14 protein-coding genes and 3 pseudogenes are annotated in these 21,059 nt (G+C 65.5%); 11 read left to right on the top strand and 6 right to left on the bottom strand.

Features of this window, described 5'->3' with window-relative positions; translation table 11 throughout:
* Positions 1 to 324: 324 nt before the first annotated feature.
* The 9 genes and pseudogenes from G412_RS35255 to G412_RS41045 form a co-directional block, all read left to right on the top strand.
* Positions 325 to 1,299 (top strand): annotated as a pseudogene (locus G412_RS35255) (ISAs1 family transposase); the annotation flags it as partial.
* Between the two features lie 28 nt (positions 1,300 to 1,327).
* Positions 1,328 to 1,483: a hypothetical protein gene (locus tag G412_RS41050; RefSeq protein ID WP_244283140.1), complete on the top strand. Its 156-nt coding sequence runs from the start codon at positions 1,328 to 1,330 to the stop codon at positions 1,481 to 1,483.
* Between the two features lie 27 nt (positions 1,484 to 1,510).
* The gene (locus G412_RS39755; RefSeq protein WP_157839138.1) at positions 1,511 to 1,684 is read left to right on the top strand and encodes a hypothetical protein; all 174 of its coding nucleotides are present in this window, start codon (positions 1,511 to 1,513) and stop codon (positions 1,682 to 1,684) included.
* 119 nt (positions 1,685 to 1,803) lie between these two features.
* Entirely contained in the window at positions 1,804 to 3,519 is a 1,716-nt protein-coding gene (locus G412_RS38305; RefSeq protein ID WP_078607178.1) for a non-ribosomal peptide synthetase, read from the top strand.
* A 23-nt stretch (positions 3,520 to 3,542) separates the two neighbouring features.
* Entirely contained in the window at positions 3,543 to 4,457 is a 915-nt protein-coding gene (locus G412_RS38300; protein WP_157839137.1) for a 3-oxoacyl-[acyl-carrier-protein] synthase III C-terminal domain-containing protein, read from the top strand.
* A gap of 432 nt (positions 4,458 to 4,889) precedes the next feature.
* Positions 4,890 to 5,639 carry an IS5/IS1182 family transposase gene (locus tag G412_RS0119760; protein WP_028813585.1) on the top strand — a complete coding sequence of 250 codons (750 nt, stop codon included), beginning with the start codon at positions 4,890 to 4,892 and terminating at the stop codon, positions 5,637 to 5,639.
* Positions 5,640 to 5,648: 9 nt separating this feature from the next.
* Positions 5,649 to 5,921, top strand: a complete 273-nt coding sequence (locus G412_RS0119755) for a transposase (protein ID WP_028813584.1) — start codon at positions 5,649 to 5,651, stop codon at positions 5,919 to 5,921.
* 397 nt (positions 5,922 to 6,318) lie between these two features.
* Positions 6,319 to 7,896 carry an ISL3 family transposase gene (locus tag G412_RS38295; protein ID WP_208857908.1) on the top strand — a complete coding sequence of 526 codons (1,578 nt, stop codon included), beginning with the start codon at positions 6,319 to 6,321 and terminating at the stop codon, positions 7,894 to 7,896.
* 28 nt (positions 7,897 to 7,924) lie between these two features.
* Positions 7,925 to 8,620 (top strand): annotated as a pseudogene (locus tag G412_RS41045) (IS3 family transposase); the annotation flags it as partial.
* Positions 8,621 to 8,802: 182 nt separating this feature from the next.
* On the opposite strand, the gene G412_RS0119735 reads toward G412_RS41045, so the two are convergent.
* The 6 genes from G412_RS0119735 to G412_RS35240 form a co-directional block, all read right to left on the bottom strand.
* Positions 8,803 to 9,957, bottom strand: coding sequence for an acyl-CoA dehydrogenase family protein (locus G412_RS0119735; protein ID WP_028813582.1), 1,155 nt, complete (start codon positions 9,955 to 9,957; stop codon positions 8,803 to 8,805).
* Positions 9,958 to 10,331: 374 nt separating this feature from the next.
* The gene (locus tag G412_RS0119730; RefSeq protein ID WP_028813581.1) at positions 10,332 to 11,510 is read right to left on the bottom strand and encodes a MalY/PatB family protein; all 1,179 of its coding nucleotides are present in this window, start codon (positions 11,508 to 11,510) and stop codon (positions 10,332 to 10,334) included.
* 4 nt (positions 11,511 to 11,514) lie between these two features.
* Positions 11,515 to 12,810, bottom strand: a complete 1,296-nt coding sequence (locus tag G412_RS0119725) for a preATP grasp domain-containing protein (RefSeq protein WP_028813580.1) — start codon at positions 12,808 to 12,810, stop codon at positions 11,515 to 11,517.
* 95 nt (positions 12,811 to 12,905) lie between these two features.
* Positions 12,906 to 13,529: a DUF1579 family protein gene (locus G412_RS39230; protein ID WP_157839135.1), complete on the bottom strand. Its 624-nt coding sequence runs from the start codon at positions 13,527 to 13,529 to the stop codon at positions 12,906 to 12,908.
* Between the two features lie 246 nt (positions 13,530 to 13,775).
* On the bottom strand, positions 13,776 to 14,243 hold the full coding sequence (locus G412_RS0119715) for a GFA family protein (protein WP_037649306.1): 468 nt from the start codon (positions 14,241 to 14,243) through the stop codon (positions 13,776 to 13,778).
* Positions 14,244 to 14,610: 367 nt separating this feature from the next.
* Positions 14,611 to 15,864: an aminotransferase class I/II-fold pyridoxal phosphate-dependent enzyme gene (locus tag G412_RS35240; protein ID WP_051338484.1), complete on the bottom strand. Its 1,254-nt coding sequence runs from the start codon at positions 15,862 to 15,864 to the stop codon at positions 14,611 to 14,613.
* Positions 15,865 to 16,195: 331 nt separating this feature from the next.
* Here G412_RS35240 and dnaE point away from each other — a divergent pair, with 331 nt between their 5' ends.
* Entirely contained in the window at positions 16,196 to 19,729 is a 3,534-nt protein-coding gene (gene dnaE, locus G412_RS0119705) for a DNA polymerase III subunit alpha (RefSeq protein WP_028813577.1), read from the top strand.
* Positions 19,730 to 20,018: 289 nt separating this feature from the next.
* Positions 20,019 to 21,059: pseudogene (locus G412_RS35235) on the top strand (IS1380 family transposase); the annotation flags it as partial.

The following is a 21,059-nucleotide window of genomic DNA, read 5'->3' as shown; positions in this document are numbered from 1 at the left end:
ATCTTGCGGCCCCCGTTCTTTGCTCAATTAATTGCTTTCGATGGTGCTATCGAAAGCGTAGCCAACCGCACTTGTCATTTACTGGCTTGACGGGCGCTTGGACTCCCCGCTACTCGGCACTCAACACCGTGCAACATAAGGAACCTATGCAGGGCGGGATGCCCACGTCAAGCGTGACTTCAGGCCTGATTCATTCTCCGGGTGGCCTCAAGTCGTTGCAGGCCGCGGGGGTGTGACAGTCTGTCTGAAGGCCGCCTGGAGGCAACGAGACTCCGGTAGTCGGGGTGACCTTCCCAAGTCGCCCTGGACCACCGGAGTCTCGATGTGCCGCCAGTCTGCCACCGTCTGCCTGGTCAAGTCGCCTACCGCTGCGGAGCGGACCGCGAAGAGCATCGCCGAGCGGTTGGCTGGGTTGCCGGATCCGCGGGATCGTCGGGGACGCCGCCACTGGCCACGGTGCTGCTGACCTGCTGCTGCGCGGTGTTGACCGGGGCGCGTTCGATCCGTGCGATCGGCCAGTGGGCCCGAAACGAGTCCCAAGACGCCCTGGCCCGGCTCGGTGCCCGAGCCGAGGGGCCGTTCGGCCTCCGCCGGGCGCCGTCCACGTCCACGTCCACGTCCACGGTGCAGCGGCTGTTGTGTCGTGTGTGCCCCGGTGGTCTGGTTTACCTGCTGGGATGCGACCCGGAAGGCGCCGACCAAGTGGCGGTGGACGGCAAGGCCGCCCGCGGCTCCCGCACCGCCACCGGCCCGGCCGCCCGCCTGATCTCCGCGCTTACCACGGCTGGAGGTACGGTCAGCCAGGCGAGGGTGCCGGAGAAGACCACAGGGGTCACCGCCCTGCCCGCGCTGCTGGCCCCGTTCGACATCACCGGCGTCACCGTCACCGGTGACGCCCTGCACACCACCGCCGACCAGGCCCGCTTTCTGGTCGAGGACAAGAAGGCCCACTACGTCATGACCGTGAAGCGCAACCAGAAGACGCTGTTCGACGCGCTGAGAAGGTTGCCGTGGCAGGACGCCACCGCCGAGCACGTCTCCCGTGGCAGCGGGCACGGCCGCCGTGAGACACGCACCGTGCGGGTGTTGACCGTCACCGACCTCGGCCTCGGGTTTCCCCACCTGGTCCAAGCCGCGCGTGTCCACCGGTGGTGGCGAACAGAGGCGACGGGAAAAGTCTCCCGTGAGACCGTGTACGTGATCACCGACATGCCCTCGGGTCAGGCGTCGCCGGAGCGGCTCGGGGAACTCGTTCGCAATCACTGGGGTATTGAGAACCGTGGGCACTGTGTGAGGGATATGACGTTCGGGGGAGGATGCGTCGCGAGTGCGCAGCGGATACGGGCCGGCGAACATGGCCACCCTCCGCGATCTGGCGATCAACGTCCTCCGCGAAGCCGGCTACCGCTACATCCCCGACGGCCTCCGCGACGTCTCCTATTACCCCTTCACCCGACCCCTGGACCTACTCGACCTCAGCTGACCAGCAACAACGCACCCTACCCGGAGAATGAATCAGCCCTGGCCGCACCACAGGGATCACGATCCGTCACGACAGCCCGGACATCGCGGGTTCAACCTGGGCACCCTGCTCCGCCAGGACGGACACCGCAACATCGCAGCCGCCCTGGCCCATCACGCCCGCGACACCGGCCGCCCCATCAACCTGGTCCTGACCTCATAATCGCGACTTTTCCGGGACCCTGGTGCATTTGGGCTCGAAAAGCTTATGGTAGCCTCCGCGATTGACCAGCAGGCCGTCGAAGTACTCATATTCGGTCCGAAGCTCTGAGAGGATAGCTAGTGGCTTCAACGATTGCAGACCTTTTTACGGCCGCGGCGAGGAGGTATGCAAACCTCGACGCAATTCATATTGACGAGACTTCCGTCACGTACGCGGAACTCGACGCTCGCGTCAATGCGGTCGCCGAAGCGCTGATCGAGCGCGGCATCGAGCGCGGCGACGTGGTAGGTGTCTGCCTTAACCGCTCGGTCGAGTACGCGGCGGCGATATTGGGCATCCTTAGGGCGGGCGCCGTCTGCCTGCCGCTAAGTCCAGAGGATCCGCCAGAGCGCATCCAGGCAATCTTGCAGAACGGGGCCGCCGCAGCGCTTATCGCGCCCGATGCCGTAGCCAAGCGGCTCGCCTTCGCGCACTCGCACTTTGAGGTGCCCGATCGAGTATCAATGACTGCCCCGCAAGTTGTTACAGCTCCGGGGGACGCAGCCTTCATATTCAGCACCTCGGGCTCGACCGGCCGGCCGAAACAGGTGATTCTTTCGCACGAGACCTGCGCGGCTCAGATTCCGTGGATCCGCGATGTATTCGGCGCCGGCCCCAGCGATCGTCACCTAATGAAGATGCCGGTCAACTTCGTAGCTCTCCTGCATGGCCTACTTTGGCCGGTGCTGACCGGTGGTAGCACAGTGCTTGTTCCTCCGGGCCGGGAGACCGACCTCGGCTACCTAGCGAGATTGATCGCCCGGAAGCAGGTTACCATCACGACCTTCATACCGTCAGCTATGCGAATTTTCCTCGAGCAGCCTGAGGCCGCCAGTTGCACTGCAGTGCGCCATAATCTCTGTGGCGGCGAAGCCTTGTCGCCGGCCTTGCAGCAGCGGTTCTTCAAGATTTTCCCAGATACTGCACTACACAATGTTTTCGGGGGCAGTGAGGTGCCGCTTGTCTCGCATTGGCGTTGCGAGCCAGGCGAAGAACGTCCCGTGCCATTGGGGTACCCGGTCAAGGGCGTCGTCGACGTACGTGTGCTAAACGCTGACCACACTCCTACGCCCCCCGGCGAAATTGGCGAGTTGCACGTTAGCGGACCCGGTGTCATGCGGGGCTATCTCGACCAGCCTGAACTCAACGGTGACCGGTTTTCCGCGATGGGATTCCGTACTGGAGATCTTGTCCGTCAGAACGCAGATGGTCTCCTCACATTTGCCGGACGGGCCGATCAGCTCGCCAAGGTTCGGGGATTCCGTATTGAACTCGGCGAAGTGGAGGCCACTCTCAGTTCATACCCGGGTGTTCCCCAAGCTATTGCAATGGTCCACGAATCCGATGGTCAACACCAACTGGTTGCCTACATCGTGGGGCAGGTTGACCGCCTGAAATTGCGCGAGCACCTCGCAAGCCGGCTCCCCGAGTACATGATTCCTGCTCGGTTCATCAACCTTCCTGAAATCCCGCTGTTGGCAAACGGAAAAGTCGACCGGAAAGCGCTTCCCGAGCCGCGCAACTCGCCCGTTGAGCGGGTACGCCCGATCGTCGCACCGCGAGACGACTTGGAAGCGGCGATATGTCAGATCTGGCAGGAGGTGCTGGATATCGACGACATTAGCATCCAGGACTCCTTCACCAAGGACCTCGGTGGTGATTCGCTGCGCGCGCTCAGCATGTCGAGAAGGCTGGAAAGTCTATTGGCGACCGAGCTGCCGTTCGAGATATTTATAGGAGCGGAGACAATCGAGGAGCTCGCCTCTGCATGCCGCCCCTACTTCACTGAGCGATAATCATGGGGGGAAGTCGATCTTCAGTGGGCATATTTCTGACTCAAATCGGTTTCACGGTCGGAGAGGCGGCCCCAATCGCGTCATTGCCTGAGATCGCGCAGCCGACGGAAGTACTGGACCGGCTGACGCGAGGCGGACTGGCGAACTTTCGGCAATCCGACCTACCGGCGTGGCAACTAGCAGCAGACAGCGCGCGGCTAACGCTCGATTCGTCCGCGACCGCAGCGGTCGATCTGGTCGTCTATGCAACCGATACCTTTTGGGGCAACGACGAGCACGAACTGGACGCAGCGCGTTTTCTGCAGGCTGCTGGGCTGGAACGCACTCCGCTGATCGGTGTCGGCCTGGCCGGCTGTGCGAATTTTGCCGTTGCCATGCGCACTGCGGAGGCATGCCTCCGCGGTGGCGATGCTACGACGGCGCTGATCGCCACCACTGATGTTTGCCCACCGGGGCAACGCCTTCTTGGTGGTGGCATCGGGGTACTCAGCGATGGGTCTGCCACGTGTGTTGCAACTACCCGTCGCCCCGAGCAGGGTCTGCAGCTCCTTGGCATAACTATGGCTGTCGAGGCGGGATTGCATGCTCTGACGCTGGCTTCCGATCCGATGGCGATGGCGATGGCGACGGCCCGAGGAGTGCATCGGGCAGTCACCGCGCTCTATGAGAAAACAGGGCTCAGGCCGGAGGATTTTTCCTACCTAGTTACAAACAATTACATTGAGTCCTCACTGAAGGTTTTCGCGAACACGGCTGGGCTGTCGTTCGACCGAACTTATCGGGGCACCGTCGCCGGCTACGGCCATTGCTTCGCGGCGGACGCTCTCATTAATTTCGCCACCATGTCTTCGGAACGCATCTTGGAGCCAGGTGATCGGGTTCTTGCGATTGTGGCGGGCTACAATTCGTGGGCCTGCATGGCATTCTCAATCATCTAAGGTCTGATTCGAAAATCCACCGCCTCTTGTCCGTAGCCGCTGGTCAGGCAGCTCCTTCTGCTTGGAGGGTCACTTGGTAGCCGAGTTGGTTGAGCTGGCTCACCAGGCGTCGGGTCTGCCTGGCCCGGCCGGTGCGTTCGAGGAAGCACTGGCCGCTGTCCCTCTCTCTCTCTCTCTCTCTCCCCCCCCCCCCCCCCCCCCCCCCCCCCCCCCCCCCCCGTAGCGTGGAGCCCGTGATTGCAGGGGAAGTTGGGGTTCATGGGGTCCAAGCAACGGACGTACACGCCACGGTTTCGTGAGGGTGCTGTACGCATAGTGAGCTTCTTCGAGTTGGCCACCGTTCGGGTGATAGGCGGTGACGCGCAACGAGCGAGGCCCCCGGGCTGTTGATCGAGATGTCTGACGTCTCAATCACGTTGCTCGGGGGCCTCGTTGGTCATCCATCCTGCCGCACTCGACCTGCCGCATGCACTCGTGGAGTGGGTCACCATGCTGATCGTCACCCGTGAGGGCGACCGGCGCTGCAAGCTCCGTCCGTCCCAGCGAGCGATGGTGGCACTGGTGTACCTGCGCGAACACACCACCCTGGCGAAGATCGCTGCCGGGTTCGGGATCAGCGAGTCCGCCGCCCACGCCTACACCAGCACGGTCGTCGACCTTCTCGCCGCCCGCGCACCGGGCCTGCTGAAGACGCTGCGCGAGCGTGATCCCGACTTCGTCCTGCTCGGCGGGACGCTCGCCGAGTGCGACCGGGTCGGCGACGGCCGGGCCGACTACTCCCACAAGCACCGGCGCCATGGCGTGAACGTGCAGGTCGTCACAGATCCCGGCGGCCGGCTGCTGTGGCTCTCGCCCGCCCTGCCGGGCCGCACCCACGACCTGACCTCCGCCCGCACCCACCGGATCATCCGGATCTGTGAGCGCCAGGGCGTTCCCATCGTGGCCGATCTCGCCTACCAGGGCGCCGGTCCGTGGCTGACCACAGGCATCAAACGCAGGCCCCTGCAGGAACTCACTCCCACCGAGAAGACCCGCAACCGTGTCCTTGCCGCGGCAAGGGCACCCGTCGAACGCGGCGTCGCCCGCCTGAAGTCCTGGCGGATCTTCCGCAGATCCCGCTGCAGCCCCAACCGCATGACGTCAATCGCCAAGGCCGTCCTCACGCTGGAGTTGCAACGCTGAAGAAGCTCAGTGATCGAGACGGGCAGACCGATCCCGGAGGTCGCCGAGGAGCTCGGCGTGCACTCCGGCACGCTGCACAGCTGGGTGTCGCGGTGGCGGCGCAACGGGTCGGCGTCGTCCGACCGGCCGTCCGAGCCCGTGCCGGGCGGGCGGATGCGCGAGGCCGAGCGCGCCGAGCTGGAGCGGCTCCGGCGGGAGTTGTCGGAAAAGAACAAGCGGATACGCGAGCTGGAGATGGAGCGTGATGTCCTCAAGCGATGCATGGTCCTCTGGGTGAAGTGACCGGGACAGATCCGGCCGCCCTGGCCGTGTTCATCGGTAGCCAGAGGACCGAGCACCACATCCCGCACCGGCTGGCCTGCCAGGTCCTTGGGGTGTCGGAGTCCTGGTTCTACAAGTGGCGCGACAAGCCCACCACCGGGCGTGAGATCCGGCGCGGGCAGCTGACCGACACGATCCGGCAGATCTTCGAGGACTCCGGCACCAGACCTACGGCTCCCCGAAGGTCTGGTGCCTCCTGGTCCGCCGGGCTGGCGGGTCTCGGTGAACACTGTCGGCGTACTCCTGTGAGTGGCCCTGGCAAGATTTTCGTGAAGCCGGGGTGTGCCTCCGTGCGCCGGTGACGCTCCGTCACGGGTAGCGGGACCGTCTGTACGTGTGTGATGACCTTGCAAGGATCATGTCTCCGCACCTGGACGTGGTGCGGGTGGAGCGAGTGTGGTCGGCGGGCGGAGTGGTCCGAATCGCCGCTCGGACACGAGAGTTGAGGGTGGAGTGTCCGGACTGCGGGCACGAGTCGGCTCGGGTGCACAGTCGGTATCTCCGCACACTGTCCGACGTCGCTGCTGGTGGACGCCCGGTGCTGATCACCCTGGAGGTACGGCGCTTGTTCTGCGATGGTGTGGGCTGTGGCCGGCGCACGTTTGCCGAGCAAGTGGACGGGCTGACGGTGCGCTATCAGCGCCGTAGTCCGCTGCTGCAGCATCTGGTGGAGGTGGCCGGGGTACTGCTCGCCGGCCGTGGTGGGGCCCGGCTTCTGAACATCTTGAAGGTGCCGCTGTCGCGGACGAGTGTGCTGTTCCAGCTGATGCGCATGCGGCTGCCGTCGATCACGACACCGCGGGTGCTCGGCGTGGACGACTTCGCGCTGTACGCGGACGTCTACGGCACGCTGCTGGTGGACGCTGGCACGCGGCTGCCGATCGAGTTGTGGGCCGGGCGCGATGCCGAACAGCTGGCCGCCTGGCTTCGCGCGCACCCCGGCGTCGAGGTGGTGTGCCGGGACGGCTCGCTGGTCTACCGGCAGGGCATCACCGATGGCGCTCCGGACGCTGTGCAGGTCAGCGACCGTTTTCACCTCTGGCAGGGGCTGTCGAAACGGGTCTCTGACATTGCCGCCGCTCACCGGGGTTGCCTGCCTGAGACGGTACCCGAGCCTGAACCGGCCGCACCATCACCGGAGTTGGAACCTTTTGCGGCGGCCGACACTCCCGCGCACCGTCATGCCAGGCGTCTGTTCGAGGCGGTGCACGCCTTCTCCGGCTCCGGACGCTCGCTCAGCGCCATCGCCCGCGAGCTCGGCCTGAACCGCCGCACCGTTGCCAAGTACGCCCGCGCTGCCTCCTGGCAAGACTGTGTACGACGCATTCCGCCGCGTCGGTCCACGAGACTTGACCCGTATCTGGAGTATCTGCGTCAACGCTGGGACGAGGGTGAGCACACCGCGACGGTGCTGCACCAAGAGATCGTCGCCAAGGGCTACCTGGGCCACTACCAACGGGTCAAGATGGCCATCGCGCCGCTGCGTCGCGGTCTGCCGATCGACACTCCGCGCGAGCGGCCACCCTCACCTCGCCAGGTCGCCCGCTGGATCACCACCACACCATCCCGGCTCGGCCTGCATGCAACGGAGGGCCTCGGTCGGCTGTTCGAGCACTGCTCGGAGCTGCAGCGCACCTACGATCTGGTGCGGCAGTTCGCGGACATGCTCGCGGGCTGCGACGCATCCGGGCTGTCCGATTGGCTCGATGACCTCACGGACTCGAATCTCCCGGCCTTGGCCGGCCTGGCCAAGGCCCTCCGCGAGGACCAGGCCGCAGTCCTTCAGGGCATCACCACACCGTTCAACTCCGGTGTCAACGAAGGCCGGATCACAGACCTGAAGCTCCAGAAAAGAATCATGGCCGGGCGCGCAGGAGTTCCCCTCCTCCGCCAGCGCGTCATCCTCATGGCCCACCTCCGACGCCGCTACCCGTGACGGAGCGTCACCGGCGCACGGAGGCACACCCCCGCTTCACGAAAATCTTGCCAGGGCCACGTTCACTTGTACGCCGACAAACACCGTCGCCCGTCTGATGGCCGACCTCGGACTGGCCGGAAGGAAGGTCCGCCGCCGGTGCGGGCTGACCCGGCCCGGCAAGCGGCCGGCTGCCCCGGACTTCGTACGGCGGGACTTCACCGCGGACGCTCCGGACCAGGTGTGGTGCGGCGACATGACCGAGATCACCACCGGTGAGGGCAAGCTCTACCTGGCCACCGTCATCGACCTGTTCTCGCGCCGGCTCCTCGGCTACGCGATGGGCGCACGCCATAACGCCGAGCTGGTCGTGGCATCCTTGAACATGGCCGCGGCCACCCGCGGCGGTGACGTGAAGGGCGTGATCTTCCACAGCGACCGCGGCAGCGAGTACGGCTCCCGGCGCTTCCGGTTGGCCTGTCGACGCCTGGGCGTGACCCAGTCCACGGGCCGCGTCGGGTCGTGTTTCGACAACGCCGTCAGCGAGGCGTTCAACAGCGTGCTCAAGGTCGAGTACGTCCACCGCCACACGTTCGCCACCCGCACCGAGGCCCGGCTGAGGATCGCGACCTGGATCACCGGCTTCTACAACACCCGGCGACTACACAGCGTGTGCGGCTACCAGAGTCCGATCGACTACGAGCACGACCACCGGACCAACTCCGCCTTGGAGCTGGCCGCTTAGAAGATCTCCACAGTCCGAGGGGATTGACAGTCCGCAGACGGCGTCCGCCTGCCGAGGAAGGGGCGAAACAGGAGCACTTTCCAGTACTCCTGCTCAACCCCGGACCGAAGCCCCCATCTAACTACTGATCGTTGCCGCTCCCGTTGGCGAAGGCGACGTGAATGGAACCCCGGGGGTCGGCGTCACCCGACGAAGCCCAGCTCCCTGGCGATCAGCATGCGCTGCACTTCGCTGGTGCCCTCGCCGATCTCCAGGATCTTGGAGTCCCGCCACATCCGGGCCACCGGATACTCGTTCATGAAGCCGTAGCCGCCGTGGATCTGCGTGGCCTCGCGGGCGTTGTCGACGGCGACCGTGGAGGAGTAGAGCTTCGCGATCGCCGCTTCCTTCTTGAAGGGCTCCCCGCCGATGAGGCGCGACGCCGCGTCCCGCCAGCCGACCCGCGCCATGTGCGCCCGCATCTCCATGTCGGCGATCTTGAACTGAATCGCTTGGTTCGCCCCGATCGGCTTCCCGAAGGCGTGCCGCTCCTTGGCGTACTTCACGGACTCGTCCACGCAACCCTGCGCGAGACCCGTTGCTAGCGCGGAGATGGCGACCCGGCCCTCGTCGAGAATCCGGAGGAACTGGGCATATCCTCGACCCTCTTCACCGAGGAGGTTCGCCGCCGGGACCCGCACGTCCGAGAAGGAGAGCTCGCGCGTGTCCGAGGCGTTCCAGCCGACCTTCGAGTACGGCGCCGCGACCGTGAACCCGGGCGTCCCCGACGGCACGATGATCGAGGAGATCAGCGGACGGCCGTCCGGCTTGCGGCCGGTGACGGCGGTGACCGTGACCAGGCCCGTGATGTCCGTACCGGAGTTGGTGATGAAGCACTTGGAGCCGTTGATCACCCACTCGTCGCCGTCCCGCACCGCGGTCGTGCGGGTGCCGCCCGCGTCCGAGCCACCGTCCGGCTCGGTCAGACCGAAGGCACCGAGCAGTTCACCGGAACAGAGCCGGGGCAGCCACTCCTGCTTCTGCTCGTCCGTGCCGAAGAGGTGGATCGGCATGGCGCCCAGCGAGACACCCGCTTCCAGTGTGATCGCCACGGAGGAGTCGACCCGCGCCAGCTCTTCGAGCGCGATGCCGAGCGCGAGATAGTCACCGCCCATGCCGCCGTACTCCTCGGGGAAGGGCAGGCCGAACAGGCCCATGCGGCCCATCTCGCGGACGATCTCGTATGGGAACTCGCGGCGCTCGTAGTAGTCGCCGATCTTGGGGGCGACGACGTCGTGCGCGAACGCCTCGATCGTGCTGCGGAGTTCCTCGTGCTCGGGGGACAGATGGTGGTCCATTCTTCTCCTCATTTGCGACTTGCAAGGTTTGGTCACTACATAAGTGCTGTATGCGAGGGAGTCGGCCGGCCCGCTGCAGCAGCTCGACATCATGGGGTCTAGCTGGCTGACCAGGGTCGTGAGGAGTGGTCCCGGTCGCGCGAACACGAAGCGATCGCGGCGGACGAGAGCCGTCTTCGGCGACTGCGGGGGTTCCGGCCTGGCTGAGGGCGTTTAGCGGGATGCCCAGCGGTCTCTTTTGACCCGCCCCCGTCACGAGCGCCCGGCTGCGTCCTCGCCGGGCCCGCGGCGCGGCAGGCGTGGACGCGGGAGAGGGACGGTCGTTCCCTGTGCGTAGCGGGGGTGCCGCTGCGCCTGAAGCTCGCGGCGTCGGGTTACTTCACCGGGCCTCCCTTTATCGCGTCGGCTATCCGGTCGAGCGCCTGGAGGAGAACGGGCCGTGAGGTTGCGAAGCCCAGCCGGACGAAGTCCTTGCTGACCGGCCCGAAGTCGGCACCCTCCATGGCCGACACTCTGGCTGCCCGCGAGATGAACTCCGCGGGGCCTGCGTTGCCCTGGCCGAGCCACTCAGGCATTTCCAGCCACGACAGGTACGAAGCCTCTGGCTCGACGTAGCCGATGACGGGCAGCTCGGTGCGGGCGAAGAGGCTGACGACGTCGCGGTTTCCGGCTAGATAGTCGATCACCGAATCCAGCCACTCTGCGCCGTCGAGATACGCGGCCATCGCCGCGACAGCCCCCAGGGTGGAGGTTGAGTTCGACGTCGAGCGCAGCATCTCGGAGGCATCCCATGCTGCCACGGCGTTCCGGTGCGGCAGGATCACTTCTGCACACTTGATGCCGGAGATGTTCCATGCCTTGGACGCCGAGGTGATCGTGAAAGTGATGCTCGACGCTGATTCACCAGGCAGCGAGGCGAAGGGTAGGTGCGTGGCGGAAGGGTAGGCCAACGGGGCATGGACCTCGTCACTGATCACCATGCCGCCGTGCCTGCGCACCAGCTCCGCCAGCTGTACTAGCTCGCCCTCCTTCAGAACGGACCCTGTCGGATTGTGCGGGTTGCACAGGACGACGAGACACGGGCCCTCGGTCTTCAGATGGCCCTCTACACGCTCCAGGTCGAGTGTGAAGGCAGAGGGGTCCCGGAGCAGCTCCACGCCAATGCTCCGGCGGCCCAGGGCATCGGCGATTTTGAAGAACTTCGGATACGCCGGCGTCATGACCATTACCGGCCACTCGGGGTTGATGTACTCCGTCATGATCCGGAACAACGCGGTGACGACGTCTGGCACCAGCCGGACCATTTCGGGGTCCACCGACCACCCGTAGCGGGACTTCTGCCACTGGGCGCTCGCGACACGTGTAGCCAGTGACCGGGCCGGCGACAGATAACCGTGCACACCGGACCGCAGCGCGTCGTGGACAGCGTCGACGACGACAGGCGCGGTGCCGAAGTCCATCTCGGCGACCCCGAGGCCAATGTTCGCGGGGCCCTGTTCAGTCCACTTGAGTTCCGCAGGCTTGAACGAATCCGCGTCGAACTCGACCGGCATGAGCTCAGGCTCCCTCGGTCCGGGCACGGCCAGCGATACATGCGCTCAGCCGGCCCTTGAGGTCACGGACCTCAGCGGCGTCGCGCCCGAGGACCACGGACTCAGTGCCGCCTCCCAGGTCGGAACTGCCCGCCAGCGGCACGACGCCCGTCCGGGTGTCCGGGTCGAACGCCAGGCGCGACTCGTCGATCAGCGAAACCAGCTGTTCGAAGGGGACAGGATCCGTGCCGAGGGCCGAGGAGACCAGGCTGTGGTCGGCGTAGCCGTGGCCGAGCAGCCTGTCCCCAACCTCGTGGTAGACGAGGCTTCCGCCCCAGCGGGCGTTGATCTCGTGGAAGTAGATGTGACCGGCCACGGTGACCAGGCCGTCAATGTTGACGTGTCCCCGATAGCCGATTTGCCGGACCAGGTCGAGGAAGGTCCGGGCGTGGCCCACCACTTCGGTGTGGGCCCGGTTGCCGAGGTGCAGCTGCAGGTCGAGGCCGACCCACCGCGGGCTCTCGGACGCGGATTCGTTCGCCTCCGTGCCACTACTCTCGGGCGAGTAGCGGATCATCCCGCCGTTGAGGAACGTGACGTCCTCGTCGGATATGAAGAACTCCAGGTAGAAGCGCTTACGTGCTTCCTGGTAGCTCTCGACCACGAGCAGGGAGTTGAATTCGTCGGAGAGTTCGTCCCACAGCTCGAGGGCGAGAGCTTCGACGTCTGCGGAGCCGATGAACCGGGAGTACCGGGTTCCCGGCAGCGAGGCGCCCTGGAGGGTGGTAAGACCGACGTTGCCGTGGCCACCGCCACTGCGGTCCTGCTTCACGATCGCCATGCCGGTCTCGGCCACGTTTGCGGTGATCGCCCTGGCGAGTTCGCCGGAAGACCGGACAACGTTTCCCGGAGGAAGGGGAACGCCTGCTCCGGCAGCAAGCCTGCGGAACGTGGACTTCAGGTTGAGCATATCCACGCCGTTCTGGTCGGCGAATCCGCTCCCGGCGGCCGGTGCGAGGCCCAGAGCGTCAGCGAGTTCGGCCACGCCCTTCGTGAATACGCAGGGGAACAGCGACCACTGTGCCGGGTCTGTACCGACAAACGGGCGCAGGCGGGACACGAATGCCTCGTCGGTCAGGGCGCTGTCCGACAGCAGATGGTCCACGGGCACCACGTTGATGCGGCTCCCGTCCACCCCGGCCAGCGCACTGTAGTGCTTGACGTGTTCAGGGCCCACGGAGTCCGGAACGACCAGTACGTCGCCCTCGGACGCGTGCCACAGGAAGCGGCAGCTGGTGTCCCCTCCCGTCTTGGTTCCCACGGGAAACCCCGAAGCGGATCGAACGTTCTCGGCGTAGTCGGCGCGAAAATTGGCCAACACAATTTTAGGCATCGTCGTCCAGTCCTCTGAATCGGCTAGAGCCCGGCATCGCCGTCGACGCGGCGGAAGTCCAGGGTTGCGTGCAGCCAGGTCTCCCCGTGCGCTGTGATCGAGACACGGTTGTGGAGATGGCCGGGGCCCTCGGAGGTGAAATCGTCGAGAAACTCGACTTCACCCTCGCCGTGGCCCTCCCCCTTGAGGGCAGTGGTTCCGGTGAAGCGCAGGTGTCCGTCTTCCCAGTCGGCGCTCGGTGTGTACTCGACGAGGTGGTTTCCCCGGTCGTCGAAGTAGATGGCGACAAAACACTCCATCGGCGGGCTGTAGCCGAAGGAGTAGCGGCACTGCTGGCCCTTGGGATGCAACTCGGTCGGGCCCTGCGAGTAATCCCACTCGTACCAGGTTCCGTTGAGAATCGGCTTCAACTCACCGCGGAAGACACCTTCAACGGGGCGGTCTTCCCTGCCGCGGGGGTACACGGTCGAGACACAGTGCCAGTTGCCCAGGAAAGCCTCCAGCGGTTTCATCTCTTCACGCGGGACGAACTCGCCGCCCTGAGCGTGGCTCAGGTGGTCCGACTCCGCGCTGGTGCTAGAAGCCTGCGCACCCAGCGCCGATGCCGCGCGCGGGAGTGCGTTACCAAGGAGAGGGTCTGTCTGCATGCTACGGAGCACATCCTTTCGTGTGGGAAAGAGTGGTTCTAAGGTGTTGTCGTCACGGCGCAGATGCGGCTGCTGCCAACACGGGCCGACCGGCCCGCTGCCGCGGACATGGGCACTCGAGAGCGGTGTGCCGTGCATGTTCCGTGGAGCGTGCCGGCCGGAACCCGAAGCCCGGGCAATGAGCGCAGCACCCGGGCGTGCCCTCCGGCGGGAGGGCGGCAGCAGGACGAAAACTTGGAGAACGTCCTAATCCGTGACTACGTGTTGGCCGGCTGCGATGCTTGCTTCCCAGTTCTGCCCGTCGAACTCGACGTACTCGATCGTCTCGCCGAACCCCAGGTCCAAACGGTCGCCGACACGGTGGACAACGGCTTTTCCGCCCAGCAGACATCGGGCGTTGACACTGAAGAATCCGGTGGGGTGCGATCTCGGCCGGTAGAACGGCATAATCCCGCACACAGAGCAGAAGGTGTGGTCTGCGATGGCAACGCCGAACCGGTACTCCTTGAGGCATTGTCGGCCCTCCAGGAGCCTGAACCGCTCCTCCGGCACCATGATCTCTTCGTGGCCGGACATATAACAGATGCCACAGTTGCACTGCGTGATGGTGGTCGTGGGTGCCAGCGCCACCCGGAACCTGACTCTCGCGCAGTGGCACTGCCCATCTATCCATGTCAGCTCAGGCGTAGAGCTCTCGCCTTCCGGATCTGACATCGTCTCGCTCCAATCTGCTAAATGAATTCCCTACGTGCTTCGGCGGGCCGGCAGAAGCGCGTAGAAGGACACGGGGACACGGGGATGCGGTGGGGCGGTGGGGCGGTGGGGCGGTGACGACGGTCGCCGGATCGCCCTTGGTCTCGCGCCAACCGCCAGCAACTGTTCGGAAGAGAGGCCCTGTTGCTGCTCGTGATGATCGCGCTGTCGAACGTCGGCCGGATTGTCGAGACGCCCGTTGGGCTCCCACGGTGATCGCCTCGGCGGGCAGACGCGTCCGCCTGGAAGTAGCGATCCATGGCGGTGGCGCATGGGGGCAGGGCGTCGCAATTCTCTTCTCTGCCCCCCAAGCAGCCCAGGCCGACGACTACCCCAGGTTGTTAACCTCATCTGCCCGGTTCGCGGGCTGGTACTTCGGGATGGCGTTCAGAGCCGCTGCGAAGCCGGAGATGTCGTCCCGGCTCATAGAGGCCCGGATCCGCACCCGCAGGCCCGCGGCCCCCCTCTTCACGATGGGGAAGAAGTCCGGTTCGACGTAGTAGCCGGCTTCCGCCAACTTCCGTGAGGCATCGATGGCGTCCCGCTCGAGGCCGAGGACGATATAACGGATCGGCACTGCGTTGGCCCGTCCGTCGGATTCCACCAGTTCGTCGAAGTGACGCAGATTCTCCTGCAGCCGCTGCTGCAGGCTGACCAGTTCCACACTGCGGTGAAACCGTGCCGACTCGATAATGGCCCCGAGCCCGGCGGTGTTAATCCGCTGCGACCACATCATCGGCCCGCTGGTCCGCTGCACGGTATGGCGCACGGACTTGTCACCCCGTGGCCCGAACAGAATGGCTCCCCCCGAGGCTCCGAATCCCTTGTTCAGCGAGGTAATGATCATTGTGCGCTCGTTGATCGACCCCATCACGTCCAGGGCGTGGCCGCGCCCGTTTGCCCCCACTACCGACGTGCTGTGGGCTTCGTCGAAGTACAGGAACAATCCGTACTCCGCCTGAAGACGCATGAGTTCGCGGATGGGCGCGACGGTCCCACCGGTGCTGTAAACAGAATCACATATGTATGCAACGGCCTCATGCTCGCGGCATATCTCCTCGAGGGCTTCCATGTCGTTGTGCGGCACGGTCATAACCTGCGTCTCGTCAGCACAGGCCGCCTTCAGCGCCAGCATGCAAAAGTGCGCCCTCTTGTCGAAGACGACAACGGGAGGCTTCCCCCCTGTCAGCAGACCCGAAGCCAGAACGGGCAAGGTTGCCCAGGCCGCCGCCGCACACGAGTTGATGGTCCCGGTATCCGCATCGAACAGGTCGCTCAGCTCGGCTTCGGCCTCCTCGAGGAGCGGCATGGTCATCCTCACGCGCGACAGCGAGCTGTTGAGGACCCCGGTGCGCTGAACGGCAGCAGCGGCCGCCGCAATGATTTTGGGGTGTTCGTCAAGTCCCAGATATGAGTAGGACGACATATTGACGATACTTCTGTCGTCGGGCGTGCGCAGCAGCCCTCCGCTGCTCGGCTCCAGCACGCATCCGTGGACGCCTTCCTCCAGGGCGTAGTCCCAGTTGTGATTGCTGAGCGCCTGCATCTTCTTCACGTTTCCGTACTGGTGAAACGTCTGCATCCTGCCCCCGTGCCTTTCATTGTTAGCTGCATCGTTCGTAGTAGTGACCGCATGGTGCACCGCGCCGAGGCCTGCGGCAATGACGCCTTCAGGTCGCCGCTTCCAAGACCAAGGGCGACAAAAGCCTCAAACGCCGTTCCCGTGCGTGACGTTTGACACAAAATCAACCAAGAGCCCGACGTGCTGGCCTCCCTGTTGCGCCGTCAGCACCAGCGCTTGGCCCCGACGTGACCCGGACGCCACCTCCAACAGCAATGCGCCCGCCCACCGGTTGCAGCTAGCCTATCGGGACTCCCCTCAATAGTCCCCCTCGCGCCTGGAGGCCAAAGCCGTGGCAAAGCCGCCATTCACACATCTACACGTCCACACCCAGTACTCGATGCTGGACGGCGCCGCGCGGCTGAACGACATGTTCAAGGTCAGCAACGAGATGGGCATGACGCACATCGCGATGACCGACCACGGCAACCTCCACGGGGCGTACGACTTCTTCCACTCCGCTCAGAAGGCGGGCGTCACGCCGATCATCGGGATGGAGGCGTATGTGGCGCCGGAGTCCCGCCGCAACAAGCGGAAGATCAAGTGGGGCCAGCCGCACCAGAAGCGGGACGACGTGTCCGGTGGTGGCTCCTACACCCACCTGACCATGTGGGCGACGAACAAGACCGGTCTGCACAACCTGTTCAAGCTCTCCTCGGACGCGTACGCGGAGGGCTGGCTCACCAAGTGGCCCCGGATGGACAAGGAGGTCCTCGCCCAGTGGTCGGAGGGCATCGTGGCCTCCACCGGGTGCCCCTCCGGAGAGGTCCAGACCCGGCTGCGCCTGGGGCAGTTCGACGAGGCGCTCCAGGCAGCCGCTGACTACCAGGACATCTTCGGCAAGGACCGCTTCTTCCTGGAGCTGATGGAGCACGACCTCGACCTCGAACACCGAATCCGCGACGACCTGCTCCGGGTCGGCAAGAAACTCGGCCTCCCGCCGCTGGTGACGAACGACTCGCACTACACATACGCCCACGAGGCGACCGCCCACGACGCCCTGCTGTGCATCCAGACCGGCAAGAACCTCTCGGACCCCGACCGCTTCAGACTGGCGGGAGGGGGCTATTACCTGAAGTCGACCGACGAGATGTACGCCCTGGTCAACTCAGACGTCTGGCGTGAAGGCTGCGACAACACCCGGCTGGTGGCCGAGATGGTCGACACCACCGGCATGTTCGAGAAGCGTGACCTCATGCCGAAGTTCGACATCCCCGAGGGCTTCACCGAGGTCACCTGGTTCCAGGAGGAGGTGCGGCGCGGCATGGAGCGCCGCTACCCGGGCGGCGTCCCCGAGGACCGCCAGAAGCAGGCCGAGTACGAGATGGACACCATCATCTCGATGGGCTTCCCCGGCTACTTCCTCGTCGTCGCCGATTTCATCATGTGGGCGAAGAACCAGGGCATCGCGGTGGGGCCCGGCCGTGGTTCGGCCGCCGGTTCGATCGTCGCGTACGCCATGGGCATCACCGACCTCGACCCGATCACCCACGGCCTGATCTTCGAGCGCTTCCTCAACCCCGAGCGCATCTCCATGCCCGACGTCGACATCGACTTCGACGAGCGCAGGCGCGTCGAGGTGATCCGGTACGTGACGGAGAAGTACGGCTCCGACAAGGTCGCCATGATCGGCACCTACGGCAAGATCAAGGCGAAGAACGCCATCAAGGACTCGGCCCGCGTGCTGGGCTACCCGTACGCGATGGGCGACCGCCTCACCAAGGCCATGCCCGCCGACGTCCTCGGCAAGGGCATCGACCTCTCCGGCATCACCGACCCCAAGCACCCGCGCTACAGCGAGGCGGGCGAGATCCGGGGGATGTACGAGAACGAGCCGGACGTCAAGAAGGTCATCGACACCGCGAAGGGTGTGGAGGGCCTGGTCCGTCAGATGGGTGTGCACGCGGCCGGCGTCATCATGTCCAGCGAGCCGATCGTCGAGCACGCCCCGTTGTGGACCCGGCACACCGACGGCGTCACCATCACGCAGTGGGACTACCCGCAGTGCGAGTCGCTCGGCCTGCTCAAGATGGACTTCCTGGGCCTGCGCAACCTGACCATCATGGACGACGCCGTCAAGATGGTCCGGGCCAACAAGGGCATCGACCTGGAGATGCTCTCCCTGCCGCTGGACGACCCGAAGACCTTCGAACTGCTCTGCCGGGGCGACACGCTCGGCGTCTTCCAGTTCGACGGCGGTCCCATGCGCTCGCTGCTGCGGCAGATGCAGCCCGACAACTTCGAGGACATTTCCGCCGTCTCGGCCCTGTACCGGCCGGGCCCGATGGGCATGAACTCGCACACCAACTACGCGGAACGCAAGAACGGCCGCCAGGAGATCGCGCCGATCCACCCGGAGCTCGAAGAGCCCCTGAAGGAGACGCTCGGCCTGACCTACGGCCTCATCGTGTATCAGGAGCAGGTGCAGAAGGCCGCCCAGATCATCGCCGGGTACTCGCTCGGCGAGGCCGACATCCTGCGCCGCGTGATGGGCAAGAAGAAGCCCGAGGAACTGGCGAAGAACTTCGTCCTCTTCCAGGAGGGCGCGAAGAAGAACGGCTACAGCGACCAGGCCATCCAGGCGCTGTGGGACGTGCTGGTGCCGTTCGCCGGTTACGCGTTCAACAAGGCGCACTCCTCCGCGTACGGCCTGGTCACGTACTGGACCGCCTACCTCAAGGCGAACTACCCCGCCGAGTACATGGCGGCCCTGCTGACCTCGGTGAAGGACGACAAGGACAAGTCGGCCGTCTACCTCAACGAGTGCCGCCGCATGGGCATCAAGGTGCTCCCGCCGAACGTGAACGAGTCGGAGTCCAACTTCGCCGCCCAGGGCGACGACGTGATCCTCTTCGGCCTCACCGCCGTCCGCAACGTCGGCCAGAACGTCGTGGACTCGATCATCCGGTGCCGCAAGGCGAAGGGGAAGTACAGCTCGTTCCCCGACTTCCTCGACAAGGTCGAGGCCGTCGTCTGCAACAAGCGCACCGTGGAATCCCTCATCAAGGCCGGTGCCTTCGACGAGATGGGGCACACCCGCAAGGGCCTGGTCGCCCACCACGAGCCGATGATCGACAACGTGGTGCAGGTGAAGAGGAAGGAGGCCGAGGGGCAGTTCGACCTGTTCGGCGGCGGTGAGGAGGACAGCAGCGAGCCCGGCTTCGGTCTCGACGTGGAGTTCTCCGACATCGAGTGGGAGAAGTCGTACCTGCTCGCCCAGGAGCGCGAGATGCTCGGTCTGTACGTCTCCGACCACCCCCTCTTCGGCCTGGAGCACGTCCTGTCCGACAAGAGCGACGCCGGCATCGCCCAGCTCACCGGCGGTGAGCACGGCGACGGCGCGGTCGTCACGGTCGGCGGCATCATCTCCGGCCTCCAGCGCAAGATGACCAAACAGGGCAACGCCTGGGCCATCGCCACCGTCGAGGACCTCGCCGGCTCCATCGAGTGCATGTTCTTCCCCGCCACCTACCAGCTGGTCTCCACCCAGCTCGTCGAGGACACGGTGGTCTTCGTCAAGGGCCGGCTCGACAAGCGCGAGGACGTCCCCCGCCTCGTCGCCATGGAGCTCCAGGTCCCCGACCTGTCGAACGCAGGCATCGATGCCCCAGTGATCCTCAGCATTCTCGAGAACCGGGTGACCCCGCCTTTGGTCACCCGACTCGGGGAGATCCTCAGCCACCATCGCGGCAACAGCGAAGTACGCATCAAGGTCCAAGGCCGACAGAAGACAACGGTGCTGCGTCTCGACCGACACCGCGTCACACCGAGCCCGGCGCTTTTCGGCGACCTCAAAGCACTGCTGGGATCCTCCTGCTTGGTTTGAAACCCGGTACGCATGTCCCTGCGCGGTGTCCCGCAGAGGCGCTGTCTTCACGAACTCCTGTACGGTGGCCCGCGGATGAGGCCGCTGGCTTGGGGAGGCGCCAGTGATGGCAGCGGCCCCCTGCGGGAACGGGCTGCGGCGTCCCGTCTCGTCAGCTGCCAGGCTCCGCAATGCGCTGCTCGAGGGCTCGGCTACACGAAGGCCGTCGGCCTCGGGCACGCCTCCTTGACCTGCAACGATAGGACTTGCTGAGGGTCCTGTTGGCTGCGAGGAAAAGAGCACTTTCCAGGTGAGAGAGCCTACCGGGTCATACCCGTCTGTCCGCTTCCAGGGCGACGGCCGTCAGGTGGTCTCGCAGGCTGGCTCGGTCCTGCTGGTGGAGACGGTCCGCAAGGCCGGTCTGGACACCGCGATATCCGAGGCACTCGGGCTGTGGCGGAAGCCACGGGCCGTTCACGATCCCGGGAAGGTCCTCCTGGACGTCGCCCTGGCGGTCGCGTTGGGCGGCGACTGTCTCGCGGATGTCGGCATGCTGCGGGCCGAGCCAGCGGTGTTCGGGCCGGTCGCCTCCGACCCAACGGTCTCCCACCTGCTCGACTCCCTCGCGGCCTCCGGGAAGAAAGCCCTGCGGGCAATCCGTTCCGCGCGGGCCGAAGCACGCGAGCGCGTCTGGCGAACGGCCGGCCGGGCCGCGCCCGACACCGGCGGGATGGTGACCGTCGATCTCGACGGGGTACTGGTGATCGCGCACTCCGACAAGGAGGACGCAGCCCCGACCTAGAAGCGGACCTATGGTCACCACCCGCTCATGGGTTTCGTCGACCACGGACCGGGAGGCACCGGGGAACCCGTGGCGGCTCTGCTGAGGCCGGGGAACGCGGGCTCGAACACCGCGTCCGACCACATCATCGCCGCCCAACTGGCCCTGGCCCAGCTGCCAAAGAAGTACCGGCGTGGGCGCCGGACCCTGGCCCGCACGGACTCCGCGGGCGGCACCCACGACTTCGTCGCCTGGCTCGCCCAGCGAGGACGGTGGCTGTCCTACTCGGTCGGCATGGTGATCACCGACGTCATCCACAGCCACGTCCTGGAGGTTCCCGCGTCGGCCTGGACGCCGGCCGTTGGGGCGGACGGCGAGGTCCGTGACGGGGCCTGGGTCACCGAGCTCACCGGCGACGTCCTGGACGGCCAGCCCGAGGACGTGCGGCTGATCGTGAGGAAAGAGCGTCCGCATCCTGGGGCCCAGTTGAGGCTCACGGACGCGGACGGCATGAGGCTCACCTGCTTCGCCACCAACACGCCCGGCCGGCCGATCGCCGAGCTCGAGCTC

This window comes from Streptomyces flavidovirens DSM 40150, assembly GCF_000429085.1.
Taxonomy (GTDB): domain Bacteria; phylum Actinomycetota; class Actinomycetes; order Streptomycetales; family Streptomycetaceae; genus Streptomyces; species Streptomyces flavidovirens.
The sequence above is the reverse complement of the archived record's forward strand: the minus strand, read 5'-3'. Positions and strand labels throughout refer to the sequence as shown.